This is a genomic window from Bradyrhizobium sp. MI1.10 (assembly GCF_055811035.1).
In genome coordinates this window covers 1-18,067 of sequence record NZ_JBVVPN010000003.1, presented here as the reverse complement: position 1 = coordinate 18,067, position 18,067 = coordinate 1, and the positions used below count along the sequence as shown (strand labels likewise).

The following is an 18,067-nucleotide window of genomic DNA, read 5'->3' as shown; positions in this document are numbered from 1 at the left end:
TTTTGCCAATCTCATTTGGCTTAATCAGTTTCTGTCCATGGTAGCTAGTTCTGGGCACGCATCATGACAAAACCCACCGCGACTCAACCGAAGGTTACAGCTTACTTAATTTTAGGGGGAACGCGCACGGGGGATCGGGTAAGATGCGCTTTACTGGACGGTGCTATAATGCTCTCCCGCTGCTACGGGTTCCAGGTTTGAATCAGGCATTTTGATTTCACGATCCGGGAGTTGTTCCTATGCCCCGCGTTCTCATCATCGACGACCAGAAGGACGTCCGGGCGATGGTCGCGATCGTGCTGCGCGTCAACCGTTACGACGTCGTTGAGGCCGATAGCGGCGCAGCCGGGGTAAAAGCCTTCACCGACGCCCGCTTCGATGCGGCAATCGTGGACATTTTCCTCGGCGATACCAGCGGCGTCGAGGTCATCGCGACCCTGCGCGAGCTTGCACCGACCCTCCCGGTCGTTGCCGTGTCGGGGATGACGGCGCTGGATTTCATGGAACAATCGCCTCACCTTGCCAACGTGGTCTGCCTGCAAAAGCCGTTTCGGCCGAACGATCTTCTTCAAGCGCTAAGGAAGGCCCAAGTCGCGGCGGACGGCGCGCTGCCCGCAGCCGTCTGTTCCTGACGCAGGAAGAAACGCCCCGGGGCAAGCCGGGGCGCGATGATGATTTGATGAGGCCTTCAGGCCCCGGCAACCGTGCTTAGGTGCCGTTGCCGCTGATCGCGGCGTAGCCGCCCTTGGCGTCCCATTTGTAGACGACGTAGTCGAGCTGCTTGATGTCGCCCTTGGCGTCATACTCGATCGGCCCGATCACGGTGTCCCACTTGCCGGCCTTGATGGCCGCCATGACCTTCTTGGCATCTGTGGTGCCGGCCTTCTTGGCCGCCTGCGACCAGACCTGCATCGCCGCGTAGGTGTAGAGCGTGTAGCCCTCGGGATCGATGTTCTTGGCCTTGAAGGCCTCGACGATCTTCTTCGCGGTCGGCTTGTTGCGCGGATCGGGGCCGAAGGTGAACAGCGTGCCTTCGCCGGCCGGGCCGGTGATGGAGGCGTATTCCTTGTCAGCGAGCGCGTCGCCGGCCATCAGCACGGTCTTGAGGCCCTGGTCGCGCATCTGGCGCAAGATCAGGCCGCTCTCCTGATGGTAGCCCCCGACATAGACGAGATCGATGTTGTCGCGCTTCAGTCGCGAGACGATCGCGTTGAAGTCCTTGTCGCCCTTATTGTAGGACTCGTACATCTTCTCGGTGACGCCCGCCTTGTTGAGCGCCTTCTTGGTCTCGTCCGCAAGACCCTTGCCGTAGGTGGTCTTGTCGTTGAGGATGGCGATGTTCTTGCCCTTGTAGTTCTTGGCGATGTACTGGGCGGCGACCAGGCCCTGCTGGTCGTCGCGGCCGCAGACGCGCGCCACATTCCACAGTCCGCTATCGGTGAACTTCGGATTGGTGGAGGCGGGAGTAATCTGGAGCACGTTGCCGTCGGCATAGGCTTCCGACGCCGGGATCGACGACGACGAGCAATAATGCCCGGCCACGAAGGGGATCTTCGCGCCGGCGATCTTCTCGGCGATCGAGCGCGCCTGCTTCGGATCGCAGGCGTCGTCCTCGACGGACAGCGCGAGCTTCTTGCCATTGAGACCGCCGGCGGCGTTGATGTCGGCTACGGCCATCTCGGCGCCGTTCTTCATCTGGCGGCCGAAAGCGGACTCGCCGCCGGTCATCGGACCTGCGACTGCGACGGTGACATCCTGCGCGAATGCTGCGCTCGACAGCGCGATCGATGCGCCGAATGCCAGACCGATGAGCTTCAGTGATTTCATGAGATACCTCGAGGGTGGTCGCCTGTGGAAGTTACCGGGCATACCCGGTTCAAACCGGCGCCATTCTTGAATGAATTCGAGGAGAAGTCACCGGCAAAATACGGGCATGGGCAGAGATATCTCGCCACATTCGGCAGCACGGGTTCGCCTTGGGCGGCCTCAACCGTGCCGGCCGCCTTCCAGGTAGGCGGCGCGAATCTCGGGGCGCTGCAACAACTCGGCGCCGGTCCCGGCCAGCGTGATCAGGCCATTGACCATGACATAGCCGCGATGGGCGAGCTTGAGCGCATGGTTGGCGTTCTGCTCGACGATCAGCACGGTCAGGCCATCCTGCCGGTTCAGGGTGCGGATCGCATCGAAAATCTGGCGCGCGATCAGCGGCGCCAGACCGAGCGAGGGCTCGTCGAGCAGGAGCAGGCGAGGACGGCTCATCAAGGCGCGGCCGATGGCCAGCATCTGCTGCTCGCCGCCGGACAGGGTTCCGCCACGCTGGCCGTAGCGTTCCTTCAGCCGCGGAAACAGCGTGAACACGCGTTGTAGCGTCGTCTCGCGTTCCGCGTCGGTGCATTCGGTGGCGTCCGCCCCCATCTGGAGATTTTCCGCCACGCTCATGCGCGGGAAGATGCGGCGGCCTTCCGGCGATTGCGCGATGCGCAAATGCGCGATCTCGTGGGTGGGCACTTCGGTGATGTCACGGCCTTCGTACAGGATCTGGCCGGCGCGGGCGCGCGGCTTGCCGAAGATCGTCATCATTAGTGTCGATTTGCCGGCACCATTGGCGCCGATCAGCGCCACGATCTCGCCGGCATTGATATCGAGGTCGACGCCTTTCAGCGCCTCGATCTTGCCGTAGGAGGCGCGAAGGCCGTGGACCGCGAGCAGGGCAGTGGGCGATGTCACGACCCGCTCTCCATCACGGCCACCGCCTCTTCCTCATCGGTGCCGAGATAAGCGGCGATCACCTTTGGATCGTCGCGAACCTCGCGCGGGGAGCCTTCAGAGATCTTCACACCGTGGTCCATCACCACGATGTGGTCGGAGATCTCCATCACCACAGACATGTCGTGCTCGATCAGCAGGATCGAGGTGCCGAGCTCGTTGCGGATCGACAGCAGCAGTTCGCTCAGGGCGGCACTCTCGCGCGCATTGAGCCCGGCGGCGGGTTCGTCCAGGCACAAGAGCGCGGGTTCGGTGCACATCGCGCGTGCGATCTCGAGCCGTCGCTGGTCGCCATAGGCAAAATTACCGGCGGCATCGTCGGCGCGATCGAGCAAATTGACCCGCTTGAGCCAGTCGGTGGCGAGATCGATCGCGCGTTTCTCGGCGCCGCGGTAGACGGGCGCGCCAATGAGCCCGAGCAAGGTGAAGCCGGAGGCGCGCATCAGCGCGTTGTGCTGCGCCACCATCAGGTTTTCCAGCGCGGTCATGCCGGGAAACAGGCGGATATTCTGGAAGGTGCGGGCGACCTTGGCCTGCTTGGCGATGCGGAAATCGTTCAGCCGTTCCAGCGCGATCACCTTGCCGTCGTCATGGCTGAGGCGGATGGCGCCGCCGCTCGGCTTGTAGAACCCGGTGATGCAGTTGAAGACCGTCGTCTTACCGGCACCGTTGGGTCCGATCAGCGCGGTGATCTTGTTCCGCTCTGCAGCAAACGACAGGTCCTGGACTGCGACGATGCCGCCGAAGCGCATGGTGAGCCGGTCGACCTCGAGAATCTGGTCGCGGCTCATCCGTGCCCCTCCTTGACGAGGTCGGATGAGATCGCGTGGGCCTTGGTCAGGTACACGGTCGGTGCGCGATGGCCGATCAGGCCGCGCGGCCGCCAGATCATGATCAGCACCATGGCCATGCCGAACACCAGCATGCGGTAGCTCTCGAGGCTGCGGAACAGCTCGAAACCGCCGATCATGGCGAGTGCGGAGAGCGCCACGCCAAGCTGCGAGCCCATGCCGCCGAGCACGACGATGGCGAGCACCAGCGCCGATTCCTGGAAGGTGAAGGATTCGGGGCTGATGAAGCCCTGGCGGGTCGCGAAGAACGCGCCGGCAAAGCCGCCGAACATCGCACCGGTCGCGAATGCCGTGAGCTTGGTGGTCGTGGTGTTGATGCCGAGCGCACGGCAGGCGACCTCGTCCTCGCGCAGGGCTTCCCAGGCGCGGCCGATCGGCAGGCGGCGCAGCCGGATCGTCACCCAGTTGGTGAGCAGCGCGAGCGCCAGGATCAGGTAGAACAGGAAGACGATGCGGTGGGTCGGCGAATATTCGATGCCGAGCCTGGCGGCGAGCCCGTTGTCGCTGTTGTCGAGGGGGATACCGAAGAAGGAGGGGCGGGGAATGCTGGAGACGCCGTTGGGCCCGCCTGTCAGATCCTGCCAATTGATGATGACGAGGCGGATGATCTCGCCGAAGGCGAGCGTCACGATGGCGAGATAGTCGCCGCGCAGGCGCAGCACGGGGAAGCCGAGCAGCACGCCCCAGAATGCGGCGAGGACGCCCGCTAGAGGCAGGCAGATCCAGAATGACCAGCCGAAATTGGTCGCGAGCAGCGCGTAAGAATAGGCGCCGACCGCATAGAAGGCGACGTAGCCGAGATCGAGCAGGCCGGCCAGCCCGACCACGACGTTCAGCCCCCAGCCAAGCATCACATAGGTGAGCACGAGGATGGCGAGATCGAGGATGTAGCGCTGGTCATAGAAGATCACGGGCACCAGCAGCGTGAAGATCAGGAGCGCCGGTGCGAGATAGCGGCCGAGGAACGACATTCCGCTCTGCACCGCCGGCGGCACCAGCTTCTCGGCGCCCGTTGGACCGATCCATTGCTTGAGCAGCTCGAGCACGATCGAACCGCCGAATACCGCGGCAACGAGGGAGGCTACATCGCCGAAGCGCGTCCAATAGGTGAGCTGGCCGTCGGAACCAGCTTCGGTGCGGACGCCGACCATCAGCGAGAACAGCACCAGCGCGATCAGCGCGTTGACGCAGGCGGTCTTCAGGAGAGCGGGGATGCCCGATGCAGTTTTGGCCGTATTGATCGAGGGAGTTTTCACGCGCGCGACCGTCAGACTTTTTCGACTTCGGGGCGGCCGAGCAGGCCGGTCGGCATGAAGATCAGCACGACGATCAGGATCGAGAACGCGGCGACGTCCTTGTATTCGACCGAGAAATAGGCCGACCAGAACGTCTCGATCAGCCCGATCGCCAGCCCCCCGAGCATGGCGCCGGGCAGCGAGCCGATGCCGCCGAGTACGGCCGCGGTGAACGCCTTGATGCCGGCGACGAAGCCCATGAAGAAATCGACCAAGCCGTAATAGAGCAGGTACATCAGGCCGGCCACTGCGGCGAGCGCAGCGCCGATCACGAAAGTCATGGAGATGGTTCGGTCGACGTTGACGCCGAGCAGCGCCGCCATGGTCTGGTCCTGCTCGCAGGCGCGCATGTCGCGCCCGAGCCGGGTGCGCGACACCAGCCAGGTGAAGATCGCCAGCAGCACGATGGTGGTGATGACCACCACGATCTGGATGTTGGAGAGCTGGATGACGAAGCCATCGGCGCTCTCGTGCAGCGTATAGCCGCCGGTGATCACTGGCGGCACTGGCTTTACCCGCGCGCCTTGCGCCACCTGCGAATAGTTGGTCAGCACGAACGACATGCCGATCGCCGACAGCATCGGCGCGAGGCGGAAGGAGTGGCGCAGCGGACGGTAGGCGATGCGCTCGATGGTCCAGCCATACAGGGCGGTGACCGCCATCGAGACCAGAATCACGATCAAGAGGATCACCGGGACCGCAGTCAGGCCGGTCGAGACCAGGAGCAGGAAGGTGATCAGCGCGATGAAGCCGCCGATCATGAAGACATCGCCATGGGCGAAGTTGATCATGCCGACGATGCCGTAGACCATCGTGTAGCCGATCGCGATCAGCCCGTAGATCGAGCCGAGCACGAGGCCGTTGATGAGCTGCTGGGCGAAATAATCCATAGGCTGCCGTACCCAAATCTGACGCGGCTCAAAGGGAGCTCTTCGAGAGAGAGTGCTGGTTTCTTCTCGGGCCCCGGCAGCCCTTAAGCATTCTCGTTTTGTAACAGGAGGGAACTGGCGGCTGCAACCGGCCCCGCCTCTGCATCAAGGCTTTTACAGAGATCATTTGGCGCTCTGGTTCCCCCCGCAATGGGCGGAACCGGTTCCCCCGGTGCCCCAATTGCAAGCCTGTGGGTGCCAGTTAAGGTAAACAAAGGGTTTAAATTGCCACCACAGTCTGATGCGAGTTAGCTCCCGGCAAAGCCTTCCATCGAAGGCGCGGACCAAACGAAGCGGGAAGCGGCATGTTCGGAAACTGGCGGATCGGTTCGGTCAACGGCGCACTTCTGGCGGCCTATTTCATCCCGGCCTGGACCCTCGTCGCCTTCAACATCATGGTGGCGCCGGTGCACGGCCTCTATGAGCGGCCGAGCGTCGCAGTGGCGCTTTTCCTCAGCGACCATCTCCAGATGGCGGGGATGGACACGGTGCGCGCCGCCTGGCTGCTGGCACTGGGGCGACTGACGGTGGTGGCGTTCTTTGCGATCTACCTTGCGCTGCTCTGCATTCCCCGCATCCGCAAGAACGGGGGTAGCGACGAAGCGCTCGGCATTGCGCTTGCGATCGGCAGCCTGATCTCGTTTGCGAGCATGATCATGGCTTCGAAGGTCGGCGAGATGGCCGCGCTGCGGCTGCACGCCACCGAGCTCCTGCTCTTGCTCGGTGCCGCCATCGTGGTGGTGATCGAACGGCCCGAGGCGGCGCCCAAGATCGTTCAGAAGACCGTAGAGGCCACTCCGCCGCTAGGTCTTGAGCAGGCCGAGCTCCTGCACAATCGCTGAGGCTTCCTTGACGGCGTGGTTCGCCGCCGGCACGCCGCAATAGATCGCCTGCTGCAGCAGGATTTCCTTGATGTCGTCGGGCGTGAAGCCGCCCTCGGCGAGGGCCGCGCGCACATGCAGGCGGAATTCGTCCCATTGGCCAAGCGCAACCATGGTGCCGATCACCAGCACCCGCCGCGTGCGCTCGTCGAAATGCGGCCGCGTCCAGGTCTCGCCCCAGGCGTAGCGGGTGATCATGTCCTGGAAATCGGTGTTGAATGCATTGCGACCCGCGATCGACTTGTCGACCCAGGCATTGCCCAGCACTTTTCGGCGCACGTTCATGCCGGCATCGCGGCGTTTCTGGTCGTCCATTCTCTATCCTCCTCTCCGTCATTGCGAGGTAGCGAAGCAATCCAGTCTGTCACCGCGGAGGGATTTCTGGATTGCTTCGCTGCGCTCGCAATCACGGTTGTGACTAACGTTGCGTCAAAAAGCCCACCACCGCGTCGGTGAACGCGTGCGGCTGCTCGACATTGGAAATGTGGGCGGCGTCGATGATGGTCATGCTCGCGCCGGGAATGCTTGAGCGGATCAATTCACCCGCCGAAACGGCGTCGCCATGTCGTGGCGGCCGGCGATCACCAGTGTCGGGCTCTTGATCTTCGGCAGCAGCGCGCGCTGGTCGAGCGTCGACAGCGCCTCGCAGCAGGCGAGATAGCCTTCGACCGGCGAGGCCAGCAGCATCGCCTTCATCCTGGCGGTGATGTCGGGCGCGCGCTCGCGGAAATCCTGGGTGAGCCAGCCGGCGATAACGGCATCGGCGACGGAAGCGATGCCGCCCTTCTTCACGGCGTCGATGCGCTCGAGCCATTTGGTTGGCTCGGCATAGTAGCAGGAGGTGTTGGCGAGGATGAGCTTGCCGAAGCGCTCCGGCGCGTTCGCGCCCAGCCATTGCCCGACCATGCCGCCCATCGACAGGCCGCACCAGTGCACTTTCTCGATATTGAGGTCGTCGAGGATGGCCAGCACGTCGCGGCCGAAGCGCTCCATCGTATAGGGGCCAGGCGGAACGTTGGACTTGCCGTGGCCGCGGCGGTCGTAGCGGATGACGCGGAATATCTGCGTCAGTGCCTTCATCTGCGGCTCCCACATCTGCAGCGTGCAGCCGAGCGAGTTTGACAGCATCAGCGTCGGCCCGCCGTCGCGGCCCTCGACGGAGACGTTGATCAGGCAACCGTCGGCATCGATCATGGGCATGCGGGCGTCTCCGTTTATTTGCGCTCAGGACTGTTTTATTCGCGTTCGAGGCTGTCGAGCAGACGGTCGATCAGGGCTTGGGAAGCGCCTTGATAGGCCATCGGCTCGAACAACGCCGCAATTTTTTCCGGCGAAAGATGCGCAGTGACCTGCGAATCGGCTGCGAGCACCTCGCGCAGATGCTTCTTCTCGACGACCGCGCGCTTGCTCGCGGCTTCGACGAGATGATGCGCATCGCTCTTGCCGATCGTCTCGGCCAGGGCGAAGGTGACCGCTTCCGCCATGATCAGGCCGTGGGTCGCATCGAGATTGCTGCGCATGCGCGCTGCATCGACATCGAGTCCTTCCGCGATGTCGACTATGGCTGCGAGGGCACCGGAGGTGACCAGCATCAATTGCGGCAGCGTCGGCCATTCCGCGTGCCACGGGCCAGCGCTGCGCTCATGGTCCTGCACCTGGGCCGCGAAAATCGTCGCGGCGAGCTGCGGCGCCATGGTTGCGCAGCCGAGCGCACTTGCGGCCGCGACCGGGTTGCGCTTGTGCGGCATGGTCGAGGAGCCGCCGCGGCCTTCCCCTGCCGGCTCGAACGCCTCGGCAACGTCGGTCTGCATCAGCAGCGAGACGTCGCGCGCAATCTTGCCGCAGCTGCCGGCAAGAATCGCAAAGGCTGATGCGACTTCCGCGATGCGGTCGCGGTGGGTGTGCCAGGGGGCTTCGGGCAGCGGCAGGTTCAGCTCTTGCGCGAGCCGTTCGGAAACGACGAGCCCCTTGTCGCCAAGGGCTGCAAGCGTGCCGGCCGCACCGCCGAATTGCAGTGCGAGGCCCTCGCGGGAGAGCCGCCTGAGGCGGCAGCGGGCGCGGGCGAGGCTTGCGGCATATTCGGCGGCCTTCAGGCCGAACGGCATCGGCAGGGCGTGCTGGAGCCAGGTTCGCGCCACCATTGCCGTGTTGCGGTGGGCCCGCGCCAGTGCGGCAAAGCCCTTGATGGCGCGGCTGAGATCGGCGTCCAATGCATCGATGCCGGCGCGAAGCGTGAGCATGGTCGCGGTGTCGATGACGTCCTGGCTGGTCGCGCCCCAATGCACGTAGCGGGCGGCCTCTGCGTCGGCCCTGCCGACATTGGCGGTCAGAATCTTGACCAGGGGGATCGCGAGATTGCCGGATCGAGTGGCGGCCTCGGCCAGCGCGGCCATGTCAAAGACATCGGCCTTGCACGCGGTTTCGATCGGGCCCACCGCGGACGTGGGAATCACACCCGTGGCCGCCTCGGCTCGGGCCAGTGCTGCCTCGAAATCGAGCATGTTCTGGAGGGTCGACCGGTCGTCGCAGACCGTACGCATGGCCACGCTCGACAGCATCGGCGCGAGCAGGGGGGAGAGGGATGTGCTCATATTGTGCGGGACCTAACCACCATGGCCCGCCTGTGCCAATCCCAAACCGGCGGCGCAAGCTTTTTGCAGTTGCGAATATGCATTGCACGTGACCGAGGCCACCCTTTCTTTTGCCGCCTCCGTGCGGTACTTGAGCTGCCTTATAGTTTAGTTGCGCGATCCATCCCGGGAGGCACCCAATGGCCATGACGATGAACGGCGAAGTCCAGCTTGCGGCGCCGCGCGAGGCCGTGTGGGCCAAGCTCAACGATGCCGAGGTGCTAAAGGCCTGCATCCCCGGCTGCGAGGAGCTGGAGAAGACCGAGGATGGCGGCTTTCGTGCGACGGCGAAAATGAAGGTCGGCCCGGTGTCGGCGCGCTTCAAGGGCAAGGTCACGCTGTCCGATCTCGATCCGCCGAACGGCTACAAGATCTCCGGCGAAGGCGAGGGCGGGGTGGCTGGGTTCGCCAAGGGAGGCGCCGTGGTCAAGCTTGCGGAGAAGGACGGCGGTACGCTTTTGTCCTACGAGGTCGAGGCGCAGATCGGCGGCAAGTTGGCGCAGCTCGGCCAGCGCCTGATCAACGGCGCCGCCAAGAAACTGGCCGACGAATTTTTCGCGAACTTCGCCAAGGCGGTACAGGGCTGAGGGCCGATGCCTCAAGCATTGCGCCTTCCGGCATATCGCGTTTTGTCATGGCGCCTTGCATTCCCGGTGATGTTGCCCCGGGGCATAATGGCCCATATGATGGGTCGGAATAATTATAAGAACCGCTTCGACGGGACCCGTCGGGGCGCTGATAGAGAGTGCTTATGGCAAAAATCTCCCTCATCGTGAACGGCAATCCTGTCACGGCCAACGTCGATCCCCGCACCCTGCTGGTGCAGTTCCTGCGCGAGAATCTGCGGCTCACCGGCACCCATGTCGGCTGCGACACCTCGCAGTGCGGCGCCTGCGTCGTGCATCTGGACGGCAAGGCCGTGAAGTCCTGCACCACGCTCGCCGTGATGGCCGATGGCCACGAGGTCAAGACGATCGAGGGGTTGGCCGCCGACGGCGCGCCGCTGCATCCGATGCAGGAGGCCTTCCGCGAACACCATGGACTGCAGTGCGGCTTCTGCACGCCCGGCATGATCATGACCGCGATCGACATCGTCCATCGCAAGGGCAACGAGCTCGACGACCACACCATCCGCGAGGAGCTGGAAGGCAATCTCTGCCGCTGCACCGGCTACCAGAACATCGTCACCTCGATCTCCGCCGGCGCCAAGGCGATGGCGAAATCCGATCTCGCGTAAACCGCGCGCGCACTCTGCGATCAGGACATTCAGATGTACGACTTCAAATACCATCGCCCCGGGACAGTTCGGCAGGCCGCCAACCTCCTGGTGAAGAACGAAGACGCCAAGGTGATCGCCGGCGGCCACACGCTGATTCCCGTCATGAAGCAGCGCCTCGCCAGCCCGCCGCATCTGGTCGACCTCTCCCATATCGATGGGCTCAACACGATCGAGATGAAGGGCCGCGCGCTCGTGATCGGTGCCACCGCCAGGCATGCCGAGGTCGCAACCTCGGCTATCGTCGGCGAGGCGATCCCGGCGCTCGCGAACCTTGCCGGCCAGATCGGCGATCCCGCCGTGCGCCACAAGGGCACGATCGGCGGCTCGCTCGCCAACAACGATCCGACTGCCGACTATCCGGCTGCCGTGTTGGCGCTGGGCGCCACCATCGTCACCAACAAGCGCCGCCTCAAGGCAGAGGAGTATTTCCAAGGCCTGTTCACGACGGCGCTCGAAGCCGACGAGATCATCACCAAGGTGATGTTCCCGCTGCCGAAGAAGGCGGCCTATATCAAGTTCCGCAACCAGGCCTCGCGTTACGCGCTGGTCGGCGTGTTCGTGGCGCGGCGTCCCTCCGACGTGCGCGTCGCGGTCACCGGCGCCGGCTCCGAAGGCGTGTTCCGTGTCACCGCGTTCGAGGAAGCCCTGAAAAAGCGCTTCGCCGCGAAAGCGCTTGACGGCATCGAGGTGCCGGCGGACGGCCTCAACAGCGACATCCATGGCAGCGCCGAATACCGCGCGCACCTCATCGGCGTGCTGACGCGGCGTGCCCTCGACGCCGCCAACGCCAAGGAGTGAGTGATCCTCACGCCTCGGCCCAAACTTGTCCCGGTGAGGGCGTAGCGAGACTGGCTTTTTCATGACCTCAGTGGCCAACACGTCCGGTGCCTTGCCGGCATCGGTCGATTCGATGCTCGAACTCCTGACGTCGCGCGGCTATCTCGCCGAGCGATCGCTGGCCACGGTGACCTATCTGTCGCTGCGCATGGGTCGGCCGCTGTTTCTGGAAGGCGAGGCCGGCGTCGGCAAGACCGAGATCGCAAAAGTGCTGTCGGCGGCACTGGGGCGGAAGCTGATCCGCCTGCAGTGTTACGAAGGCCTCGACGTCTCCTCGGCGGTCTACGAGTGGAATAGCGCCGCGCAGATGATCGCGATCCGGATGGCCGAGGCCGCCGGCGACACCGATCGCGATCAATTGTCGTCCGACATCTTCGCCGATCGCTACATGATCAAGCGACCGCTGCTCCAGGCGCTTGAGCCTGACGTCGCCGGGCCGCCGGTCCTTCTGATCGACGAGCTCGACCGCGCCGACGAGGCGTTCGAGGCGTATCTGCTCGAAATCCTCAGCGACTTCCAGGTGACGATTCCCGAATTCGGCACCGTGAAGGCGCCGAGCCCGCCGATTGTCATCATCACCTCCAACCGCACCCGCGAGATCCACGACGCGCTGAAGCGGCGCTGTCTCTATCACTGGGTCGATTATCCCGACGCCGATCGCGAGCTCGCGATCGTCAAGTCGCGCGTGCCGGGCATCTCCGCAAAATTGTCGCAGCAGGTCGTGCGCTTCGTCCAGGCACTACGCAATCAGGATTTCTACAAATCGCCGGGCGTCGCCGAGACCATCGACTGGGCCACCGCACTGTCGGAGCTCGACGCCCGCTCGCTGACCCCGCAAGTGGTCGGCGACACGCTGGGCGCGCTGCTCAAATACCAGGACGACATCACGCGGATGCAGGGCGACACCTTGCAGAAGGTGCTGAAGGAAGCGACGAGCGACTAACTTGTCATTCCGGGTGCGACGAAGTCGCGAGCCCGGAATCCATTGTGCGGCGGGGATTATGGATAAATGGATTCCGGGTTCACGCTTCGCGTGCCCCGGAATGACGGCAGAGACAGCAGACTATGGCCATCAATCACCTGGCGCCTGAGCAGACCGAGCAGTTCGCCGACAACATCGTGGGCTTCGCCCGCGCGCTGCGTTCGGCCGGCATGCCGGTCGGGCCGGGTGCGGTCATCGATGCCATGAGCGCGCTTGAGGTGATCGACATCGGCAACCGCGCCGACGTCTTCACCACGCTTGAGGCGATCTTCGTCAAGCGCCACGAGCATGCGCTGATTTTCAAGCAGGCCTTCAACCTATTCTTCCGCGCCTCGGAAGAGTGGAAGCACATGCTGGATTCGGTGCCGTTGCCGGAGCAGGCCAAGAAGAAGCCGCAGGCAGGCTCGCGCCGTGTGCAGGAAGCGATGTCGCAGCCGCGCATGACGGAGACGCCACAGCACCAGGAGCAGGATTTGCGCCTGTCGGTTTCGGACAAGGAAATCCTTCAGAAAAAGGATTTTGCGCAGATGAGCGCGGCCGAGATCACCGAAGCGCTCCGCGCCGTCGAGCGAATGCGGTTGCCGCAGGCCGAGCTTCTGACGCGTCGGCACCGGCCCGATCCCCGCGGCCTGCGCCTCGATCTCCGCCGCACGCTGCGTGCCTCGTTGCGCACTGGCGGCGACATCATCGACATCCATCGCCTCGGGCGGATCGAGAAACCGGCGCCGATCGTGGCGCTGCTCGACATCTCGGGCTCGATGAGCGAGTACACCCGACTGTTCCTGCATTTCCTGCATGCCATAGGGGACGCGCGAAAACGTGTCTCGGTGTTCCTGTTCGGCACTCGCCTCACCAACGTGACCCGGGCGCTGCGCCAGCGCGACCCCGACGAGGCGCTGGCGAGCTGCTCGGCCTCCGTCGAGGACTGGGCCGGCGGCACCCGGATCTCGGCGTCCCTGCACAATTTCAACAAATTGTGGGCCCGGCGCGTGCTGAGCCAGGGCGCCATCGTGCTGCTGATCTCCGACGGGCTCGAGCGGGAGGCCGATTCCAAGCTGGCCTTCGAGATGGACCGGCTGCACCGCTCCTGCCGGCGGCTGATCTGGCTCAACCCGCTGCTGCGGTTCGGCGGCTTCGAGGCCAAGGCGCAGGGCATCAAAATGATGCTCCCGCACGTTGACGAATTCCGTCCGGTACATAATTTGAGCTCGATCCAGGAGCTGATCATCACACTCTCCGGGCCGCTGCCGCCGCATCACCGCAGCCTGATCCGCTCCGCAGCCTGAGAGGTAGCCATGCTCGATCGCGACGAGGATATTCTGAAGGCGGCGGAGGACTGGCAGAAGGCCGGTCGTGGCGTCGCGCTCGCCACCGTGGTGGAGACCTGGGGCTCGGCACCGCGTCCGGCGGGCTCGAGCCTCGTCATCAATGACGAGGGCACGTTCCTGGGGTCCGTCTCCGGCGGCTGCGTCGAGGGCGCCGTGGTCACCGAGGCCATGGATGTGATCCAGAGCGGCAAGCCCAGGATGCTGGAGTTTGGCGTTGCCGACGAGACTGCCTGGAATGTCGGGCTGTCCTGCGGCGGCACCATCCGCGTCTTCGTCGAGAAAGTCGGCTAGCCGTGAAGCTCGCAATCCTGCACGAACTCAATGCCGAGCGCGCCGCCCGCCGCCCGGTGATCCTGGTGACCGACACCGAAAGCGGCGAGCAGCGCCTGGTGAAGGCCGAGGACTTCAGTAAGGATCCCCTGCGCGCCGAACTCGACAAGCAGCTTCGCATGGGCAAAAGCGCCAGCGTCGAAGCCGGCGGCAAGAAGCTCTTCCTCAACGTCTATGCCCCGACCGCGAAGCTCGTCATCGTCGGCGCCGTCCATATCAGCCAGGCCCTGGCACCGCTGGCGCGCTCGCTCGGCTACGACGTCACCGTGGTCGATCCGCGCACGGCCTTTGCGAGCCCCGAGCGCTTCCCCGACGTTCCACTGGTCGCGGAATGGCCCGACACGGCGCTGCCGCCGCTCAATGTGGATGCCTACACGGCATTCGTCGCGGTGACGCACGATCCCAAGATCGACGACCCCGCGTTGCTGCACGCCTTCGAGCGCAACTGCTTCTATATCGGCGCACTCGGCTCGCGAAAGACGCACGCCAAGCGCGGCGACCGGCTGCGGGCGCAGGGCGCCAAGGAGAGCGACATCGCGCGCATCCACGCGCCGATCGGGCTTGCGATCGGCGCGGTCTCGCCGTCCGAGATCGCGGTGTCGATCATGGCCGAGATCACGGCGGTGCTTCGGCTGCCGCCCAAGGAAAAAGAAGAAGCCGCATGAAGTTCGGCCCAGCGAGCCCCAGGGATGCGATCGGCGGGGTGACCGTCCACACCCTGCGCCAGGGACCGCTGGTGCTGAAGAAGGGCACGACGATCGGGCCCACCGAGGTCGAGGCGCTGGAGCGCGCCGGCATCCAGGAAATCGTGGTGGTGCGGATGGAGGAGGGCGATGTCTCCGAGGACATCGCGGCTGCCAGCATCGCGCTCGCCGTCGGTGGTGATGGCATTCATGTCGAGCGGGCCTTCACCGGTCGCGCCAATCTGTTCGCCGCGCGCCCGGGCGTGCTGGTGATCGATCGCGCCGCGGTGGATCGCATCAACAATATCGACGAGGCCATTACCTTTGCCACGCTCTCGGCCTTCAAGCCGGTGGTCGAGGGCGAGATGGTCGGCACCGTCAAGATCATCCCGTTCGGCGTCGAAGGAAACTTGCGTGATGCCGCGGTAAAGGCCGCGGGTCGCGACGTTCTGAAGATCGCGCCTTACGTCATCAAGCGTGTCGGCGTGGTCTCGACGCTGCTGCCCGGCCTGTCCTCCAAGGTGATCGACAAGACGTTGCGCGTCACCGCCGAGCGGCTGGCGCCGGCCGGCGCCGGCATCATCGCCGAGCGGCGGGTCCCGCATGAGGAGCAGGCGCTTTCGGCTGCGATCAAGGAATTACTGGGACTTGGCGCCGAGCTCGTGATCGTGTTCGGGGCATCTGCGATCGCCGACCGCCGCGACGTGATCCCTGCGGCCGTGACCGAAATCGGCGGCGAGATCGAGCATTTCGGCATGCCGGTCGATCCCGGCAATCTGCTGCTGATTGCCCGGGCCGGCACCGTGCCGGTGCTGGGCGCGCCCGGCTGCGCGCGCTCGCCGGTCGAGAACGGGTTCGATTGGGTACTGATGCGGCTGCTGGCCGGCATCAAGGTGACGCGGTCCGAGCTGATGGGCATGGGCGTCGGTGGCCTCCTCATGGAGATCGTCACGCGCCCGCAGCCGCGCGCAAAACCGGAGATCGAGGGCAACAACCACGTCGCGGTCATCGTGCTCGCAGCGGGCCGTTCGACCCGGATGGGTGGGCCGAACAAGCTACTGGCCGAGCTCGACGGCAAGAAGCTGGTGCGGATTGCGACCGAGCAGGCGCTGGCCTCGAAAGCATCGGAGGTCATCGTCGTCACCGGCCATCAGACCGAGCTGATCGAGCAAGCCTTGCAAGGTCTGAAGGTGCGTATCGTCAAGAATCCGGATTTCGCCGGCGGCATCGCAAGCTCGGTCAAGGCGGGCATCGCGGCCGTTCCCGAAGCTTGCCACGGCGCTGTGGTCTGCCTCGGCGACATGCCGCTGATCGATGCCGGTCTGATCGACCGTCTCATCGACGCGTTCGCACCCGATCGCGGCAATCTCATCGTCGTGCCCGTCAGCGAGGGCCGCCGCGGCAATCCCGTGCTGTGGTCGCGCCGCTTCTTCAAGGAGTTGATGACGCTCGACGGCGATGTCGGCGCGCGTCACCTGATCGCGAAGCACACCGAGGCGGTCGCCGAAGTGCCGGTCGACGGCGAGAGCGCCTTTCTCGACATCGACACGCCGCAGGCATTGGAAGCGGCACGGCGGGGCTGACGCTGCCGTAGAAGTGGGCAAAGGCGCACAGCGCCGATGTCCGCGGCTCGCCTACTTCTTCGTATTCGATAGCTTCTCGACCCCGGCCTTCAGCTCGACACCGCTCTTCGTCAACAGGGTCTTGTCGCCGGTGTTGAACGTAAACGTGTCGGCGCCCGCGCTGATGCCGTTCCACGCGACGGCTTCTGCGATGGACAGATACCACAATCCCTGGAATCCCGATGAATTGTTCAATTGTCCGGTCCACACGGTGGTCGATCCGCAGCCAAGGAAGTTCACCGAGAAACTGATCGCGGTGCCAGTGCTACCGTAGGCCAGCCAACCCGTCACGCCTTGCGGCTTGCCTTCGTCGCAGCTGTTCGCAGCATTGTTGGTATAGGTCCCCGTGATGGCACCTGTCGTCGTGTTGACGTTGGTGATGGCCAGGGTCGAGCCATACTGGTTGGTCCAGGTCCAGTTCACCGACTGCGCATATGCGGGCAAGGGTCCGACGAGACAGGCCGACGCGAGCATTCCGAACAGCATTGCATTGATGTGGCGCATGGTCGCTTCCTCCGGCTCTCTGAGCTTCACGACCTTAAATAACGCGATTGAAAAACACAACTATAAAGTGCATATTCATGCCGCTATTCCGGCGCGGCTTTTCAACCACGCGTTCACCAAGTGGAAACGACCGACGCTTAGAGTCGCCTTCGCCTGCCTTGGGGGGAGGGGTTTTTCATGGCTTCGAACGTCGTCGCGCGCCGTTGCGCGATGTTTTTCTTTGCGCTGTCCGTCTGCGTCGCGGGCGCTCGCCATATCACGGATGCGCACGCCGCCGGAGCATTTGCGGTCGGCAAGTGCGGCGCCTATGGCCAGGCCTTTGATTATGGCGCCGAGCACGATGCGCGTGCGGCGGCGCAGAAGCAGTGCAAGGGCGATTGCACGACCGTGACGATGAAGCGCGCCTGCGCCGCGATGTCGGTCGATCTTTCCAATCCCTGCGGCGCCTATGGCTATGCCGTCAAGCCGAAGATCTCGGCCACGCTCAATGCCGCCACGCGCGAATGCTACAAATACGGCGGCAAGGAATGCGTGATCCGCGCCTGGGCCTGCGACGCGAAGGGTTGATTCCTGTTGCCGTCATTCCGATGTTGCGTAGCGTCGAATCCGGAATGACAGTCGAGGAGTTGCATGCAGTTCGATACCAAGATCGCCGTCGTGATCCGCACCGATCTTCAGGCCTGGCAGAAGCTCAACGTCGCGGCCTTCCTTACCAGCGGCATTGCCGCGGCCTTTCCGGAATGCATCGGCGAGCCCTATGAGGACGCGTCGGGTACGAAATATCACGCGCTGATCGGTCAGCCGATCCTGATCTATGGCGCCGACGGTCCCGCATTGACGCGTGCGCTCGATCGGGCGCTGACGCGCAGCGTCAAGCCGGCGGTCTATACCGAGGACATGTTTAAGACCACGCACGATGCTGCCAACCGCGAAGCGGTGAGGGCGGTGGCGCGGACCGATCTCAACCTCGTCGGTCTCGCCGTGCGCGCCGAGCGCAAGGTGATCGACAAGATCGTCGATGGGCTGAGGTTTCATAGTTGAGGCGGGTGCTTGTTGTTTCACCTCTCCCGCTTGCGAGGGCTTTGCGTAAATCGCGAATCTGCGATTCTCTAAGAGACATCTGAAGAGGATCTGGGGATGGCATATCGGC

20 protein-coding genes and 1 pseudogene are annotated in these 18,067 nt (G+C 64.2%); 12 read left to right on the top strand and 9 right to left on the bottom strand.

Going from position 1 to position 18,067, the window contains the following annotated elements; all coding sequences use genetic code 11:
• The first annotated feature begins 239 nt into the window (after positions 1-239).
• Positions 240-632 (top strand): response regulator, encoded by a 393-nt coding sequence (locus AC0L3K_RS04265; RefSeq protein WP_219684959.1) that lies wholly within the window; start codon positions 240-242, stop codon positions 630-632.
• A 76-nt stretch (positions 633-708) separates the two neighbouring features.
• Here AC0L3K_RS04265 and AC0L3K_RS04260 read toward each other — a convergent pair whose 3' ends face one another.
• The 5 genes from AC0L3K_RS04260 to AC0L3K_RS04240 all read right to left on the bottom strand — a co-directional run bounded on the left by AC0L3K_RS04260 (position 709) and on the right by AC0L3K_RS04240 (position 5,802).
• Positions 709-1,827 (bottom strand): branched-chain amino acid ABC transporter substrate-binding protein, encoded by a 1,119-nt coding sequence (locus tag AC0L3K_RS04260; RefSeq protein WP_007602405.1) that lies wholly within the window; start codon positions 1,825-1,827, stop codon positions 709-711.
• Positions 1,828-1,986: 159 nt separating this feature from the next.
• Positions 1,987-2,727 carry an ABC transporter ATP-binding protein gene (locus AC0L3K_RS04255; protein ID WP_007602407.1) on the bottom strand — a complete coding sequence of 247 codons (741 nt, stop codon included), beginning with the start codon at positions 2,725-2,727 and terminating at the stop codon, positions 1,987-1,989.
• On the bottom strand, positions 2,724-3,557 hold the full coding sequence (locus AC0L3K_RS04250; protein ID WP_007602409.1) for an ABC transporter ATP-binding protein: 834 nt from the start codon (positions 3,555-3,557) through the stop codon (positions 2,724-2,726). The genes AC0L3K_RS04255 and AC0L3K_RS04250 overlap by 4 nt, the downstream gene beginning before the upstream one ends.
• Entirely contained in the window at positions 3,554-4,873 is a 1,320-nt protein-coding gene (livM, locus tag AC0L3K_RS04245; protein WP_219684958.1) for a high-affinity branched-chain amino acid ABC transporter permease LivM, read from the bottom strand. Before livM ends, AC0L3K_RS04250 begins: the two co-directional genes overlap by 4 nt.
• Positions 4,874-4,884: 11 nt before the next feature.
• Positions 4,885-5,802 (bottom strand): ABC transporter permease subunit, encoded by a 918-nt coding sequence (locus AC0L3K_RS04240; RefSeq protein ID WP_007602412.1) that lies wholly within the window; start codon positions 5,800-5,802, stop codon positions 4,885-4,887.
• Between the two features lie 344 nt (positions 5,803-6,146).
• Here AC0L3K_RS04240 and AC0L3K_RS04235 point away from each other — a divergent pair, with 344 nt between their 5' ends.
• Positions 6,147-6,683 carry a hypothetical protein gene (locus tag AC0L3K_RS04235; protein WP_007602413.1) on the top strand — a complete coding sequence of 179 codons (537 nt, stop codon included), beginning with the start codon at positions 6,147-6,149 and terminating at the stop codon, positions 6,681-6,683.
• Here AC0L3K_RS04235 and AC0L3K_RS04230 read toward each other — a convergent pair.
• From AC0L3K_RS04230 to AC0L3K_RS04220, 3 genes and pseudogenes are all read right to left on the bottom strand, one after another.
• On the bottom strand, positions 6,645-7,037 hold the full coding sequence (locus tag AC0L3K_RS04230) for a carboxymuconolactone decarboxylase family protein (protein WP_007602414.1): 393 nt from the start codon (positions 7,035-7,037) through the stop codon (positions 6,645-6,647). The two genes, AC0L3K_RS04235 and AC0L3K_RS04230, sit on opposite strands and share 39 nt — an antisense overlap.
• Positions 7,038-7,140: 103 nt before the next feature.
• Positions 7,141-7,922, bottom strand: a pseudogene (gene pcaD, locus AC0L3K_RS04225) (3-oxoadipate enol-lactonase).
• A gap of 35 nt (positions 7,923-7,957) precedes the next feature.
• Complete coding sequence (locus AC0L3K_RS04220; RefSeq protein WP_007602416.1) at positions 7,958-9,313, bottom strand: 3-carboxy-cis,cis-muconate cycloisomerase; 1,356 nt, start codon at positions 9,311-9,313, stop codon at positions 7,958-7,960.
• A gap of 179 nt (positions 9,314-9,492) precedes the next feature.
• On the opposite strand from AC0L3K_RS04220, the gene AC0L3K_RS04215 reads away from it, so the two are divergent.
• The 8 genes from AC0L3K_RS04215 (at position 9,493) to AC0L3K_RS04180 (ending at position 16,374) form a co-directional block, all read left to right on the top strand.
• Positions 9,493-9,939, top strand: a complete 447-nt coding sequence (locus AC0L3K_RS04215) for an SRPBCC family protein (RefSeq protein WP_007602417.1) — start codon at positions 9,493-9,495, stop codon at positions 9,937-9,939.
• Positions 9,940-10,103: 164 nt separating this feature from the next.
• Positions 10,104-10,589, top strand: a complete 486-nt coding sequence (locus AC0L3K_RS04210; RefSeq protein ID WP_007602418.1) for a (2Fe-2S)-binding protein — start codon at positions 10,104-10,106, stop codon at positions 10,587-10,589.
• Between the two features lie 33 nt (positions 10,590-10,622).
• Positions 10,623-11,429, top strand: coding sequence for an FAD binding domain-containing protein (locus AC0L3K_RS04205; protein WP_007602419.1), 807 nt, complete (start codon positions 10,623-10,625; stop codon positions 11,427-11,429).
• Between the two features lie 61 nt (positions 11,430-11,490).
• Positions 11,491-12,411 carry an AAA family ATPase gene (locus AC0L3K_RS04200; RefSeq protein ID WP_219684944.1) on the top strand — a complete coding sequence of 307 codons (921 nt, stop codon included), beginning with the start codon at positions 11,491-11,493 and terminating at the stop codon, positions 12,409-12,411.
• A gap of 122 nt (positions 12,412-12,533) precedes the next feature.
• Positions 12,534-13,736 carry a vWA domain-containing protein gene (locus tag AC0L3K_RS04195; RefSeq protein ID WP_007602421.1) on the top strand — a complete coding sequence of 401 codons (1,203 nt, stop codon included), beginning with the start codon at positions 12,534-12,536 and terminating at the stop codon, positions 13,734-13,736.
• A gap of 9 nt (positions 13,737-13,745) precedes the next feature.
• Positions 13,746-14,069, top strand: coding sequence for an XdhC family protein (locus AC0L3K_RS04190; RefSeq protein WP_007602422.1), 324 nt, complete (start codon positions 13,746-13,748; stop codon positions 14,067-14,069).
• A gap of 2 nt (positions 14,070-14,071) precedes the next feature.
• Positions 14,072-14,773, top strand: a complete 702-nt coding sequence (locus AC0L3K_RS04185; RefSeq protein ID WP_219684945.1) for an XdhC family protein — start codon at positions 14,072-14,074, stop codon at positions 14,771-14,773.
• Positions 14,770-16,374 carry an NTP transferase domain-containing protein gene (locus AC0L3K_RS04180; RefSeq protein WP_219684946.1) on the top strand — a complete coding sequence of 535 codons (1,605 nt, stop codon included), beginning with the start codon at positions 14,770-14,772 and terminating at the stop codon, positions 16,372-16,374. Before AC0L3K_RS04185 ends, AC0L3K_RS04180 begins: the two co-directional genes overlap by 4 nt.
• Positions 16,375-16,425: 51 nt before the next feature.
• Here the strand turns inward: AC0L3K_RS04180 and AC0L3K_RS04175 are convergent, their stop codons facing one another.
• Positions 16,426-16,917 (bottom strand): avidin/streptavidin family protein, encoded by a 492-nt coding sequence (locus AC0L3K_RS04175; RefSeq protein ID WP_007602433.1) that lies wholly within the window; start codon positions 16,915-16,917, stop codon positions 16,426-16,428.
• Positions 16,918-17,094: 177 nt separating this feature from the next.
• Between AC0L3K_RS04175 and AC0L3K_RS04170 the strand changes: the two genes are divergently transcribed.
• Together AC0L3K_RS04170 and AC0L3K_RS04165 are read left to right on the top strand one after the other, a co-directional pair.
• Positions 17,095-17,484, top strand: coding sequence for a DUF4189 domain-containing protein (locus AC0L3K_RS04170; RefSeq protein WP_007602435.1), 390 nt, complete (start codon positions 17,095-17,097; stop codon positions 17,482-17,484).
• A 63-nt stretch (positions 17,485-17,547) separates the two neighbouring features.
• Positions 17,548-17,958 carry a DUF2000 family protein gene (locus AC0L3K_RS04165; protein ID WP_007602437.1) on the top strand — a complete coding sequence of 137 codons (411 nt, stop codon included), beginning with the start codon at positions 17,548-17,550 and terminating at the stop codon, positions 17,956-17,958.
• Positions 17,959-18,067 lie beyond the last annotated feature (109 nt).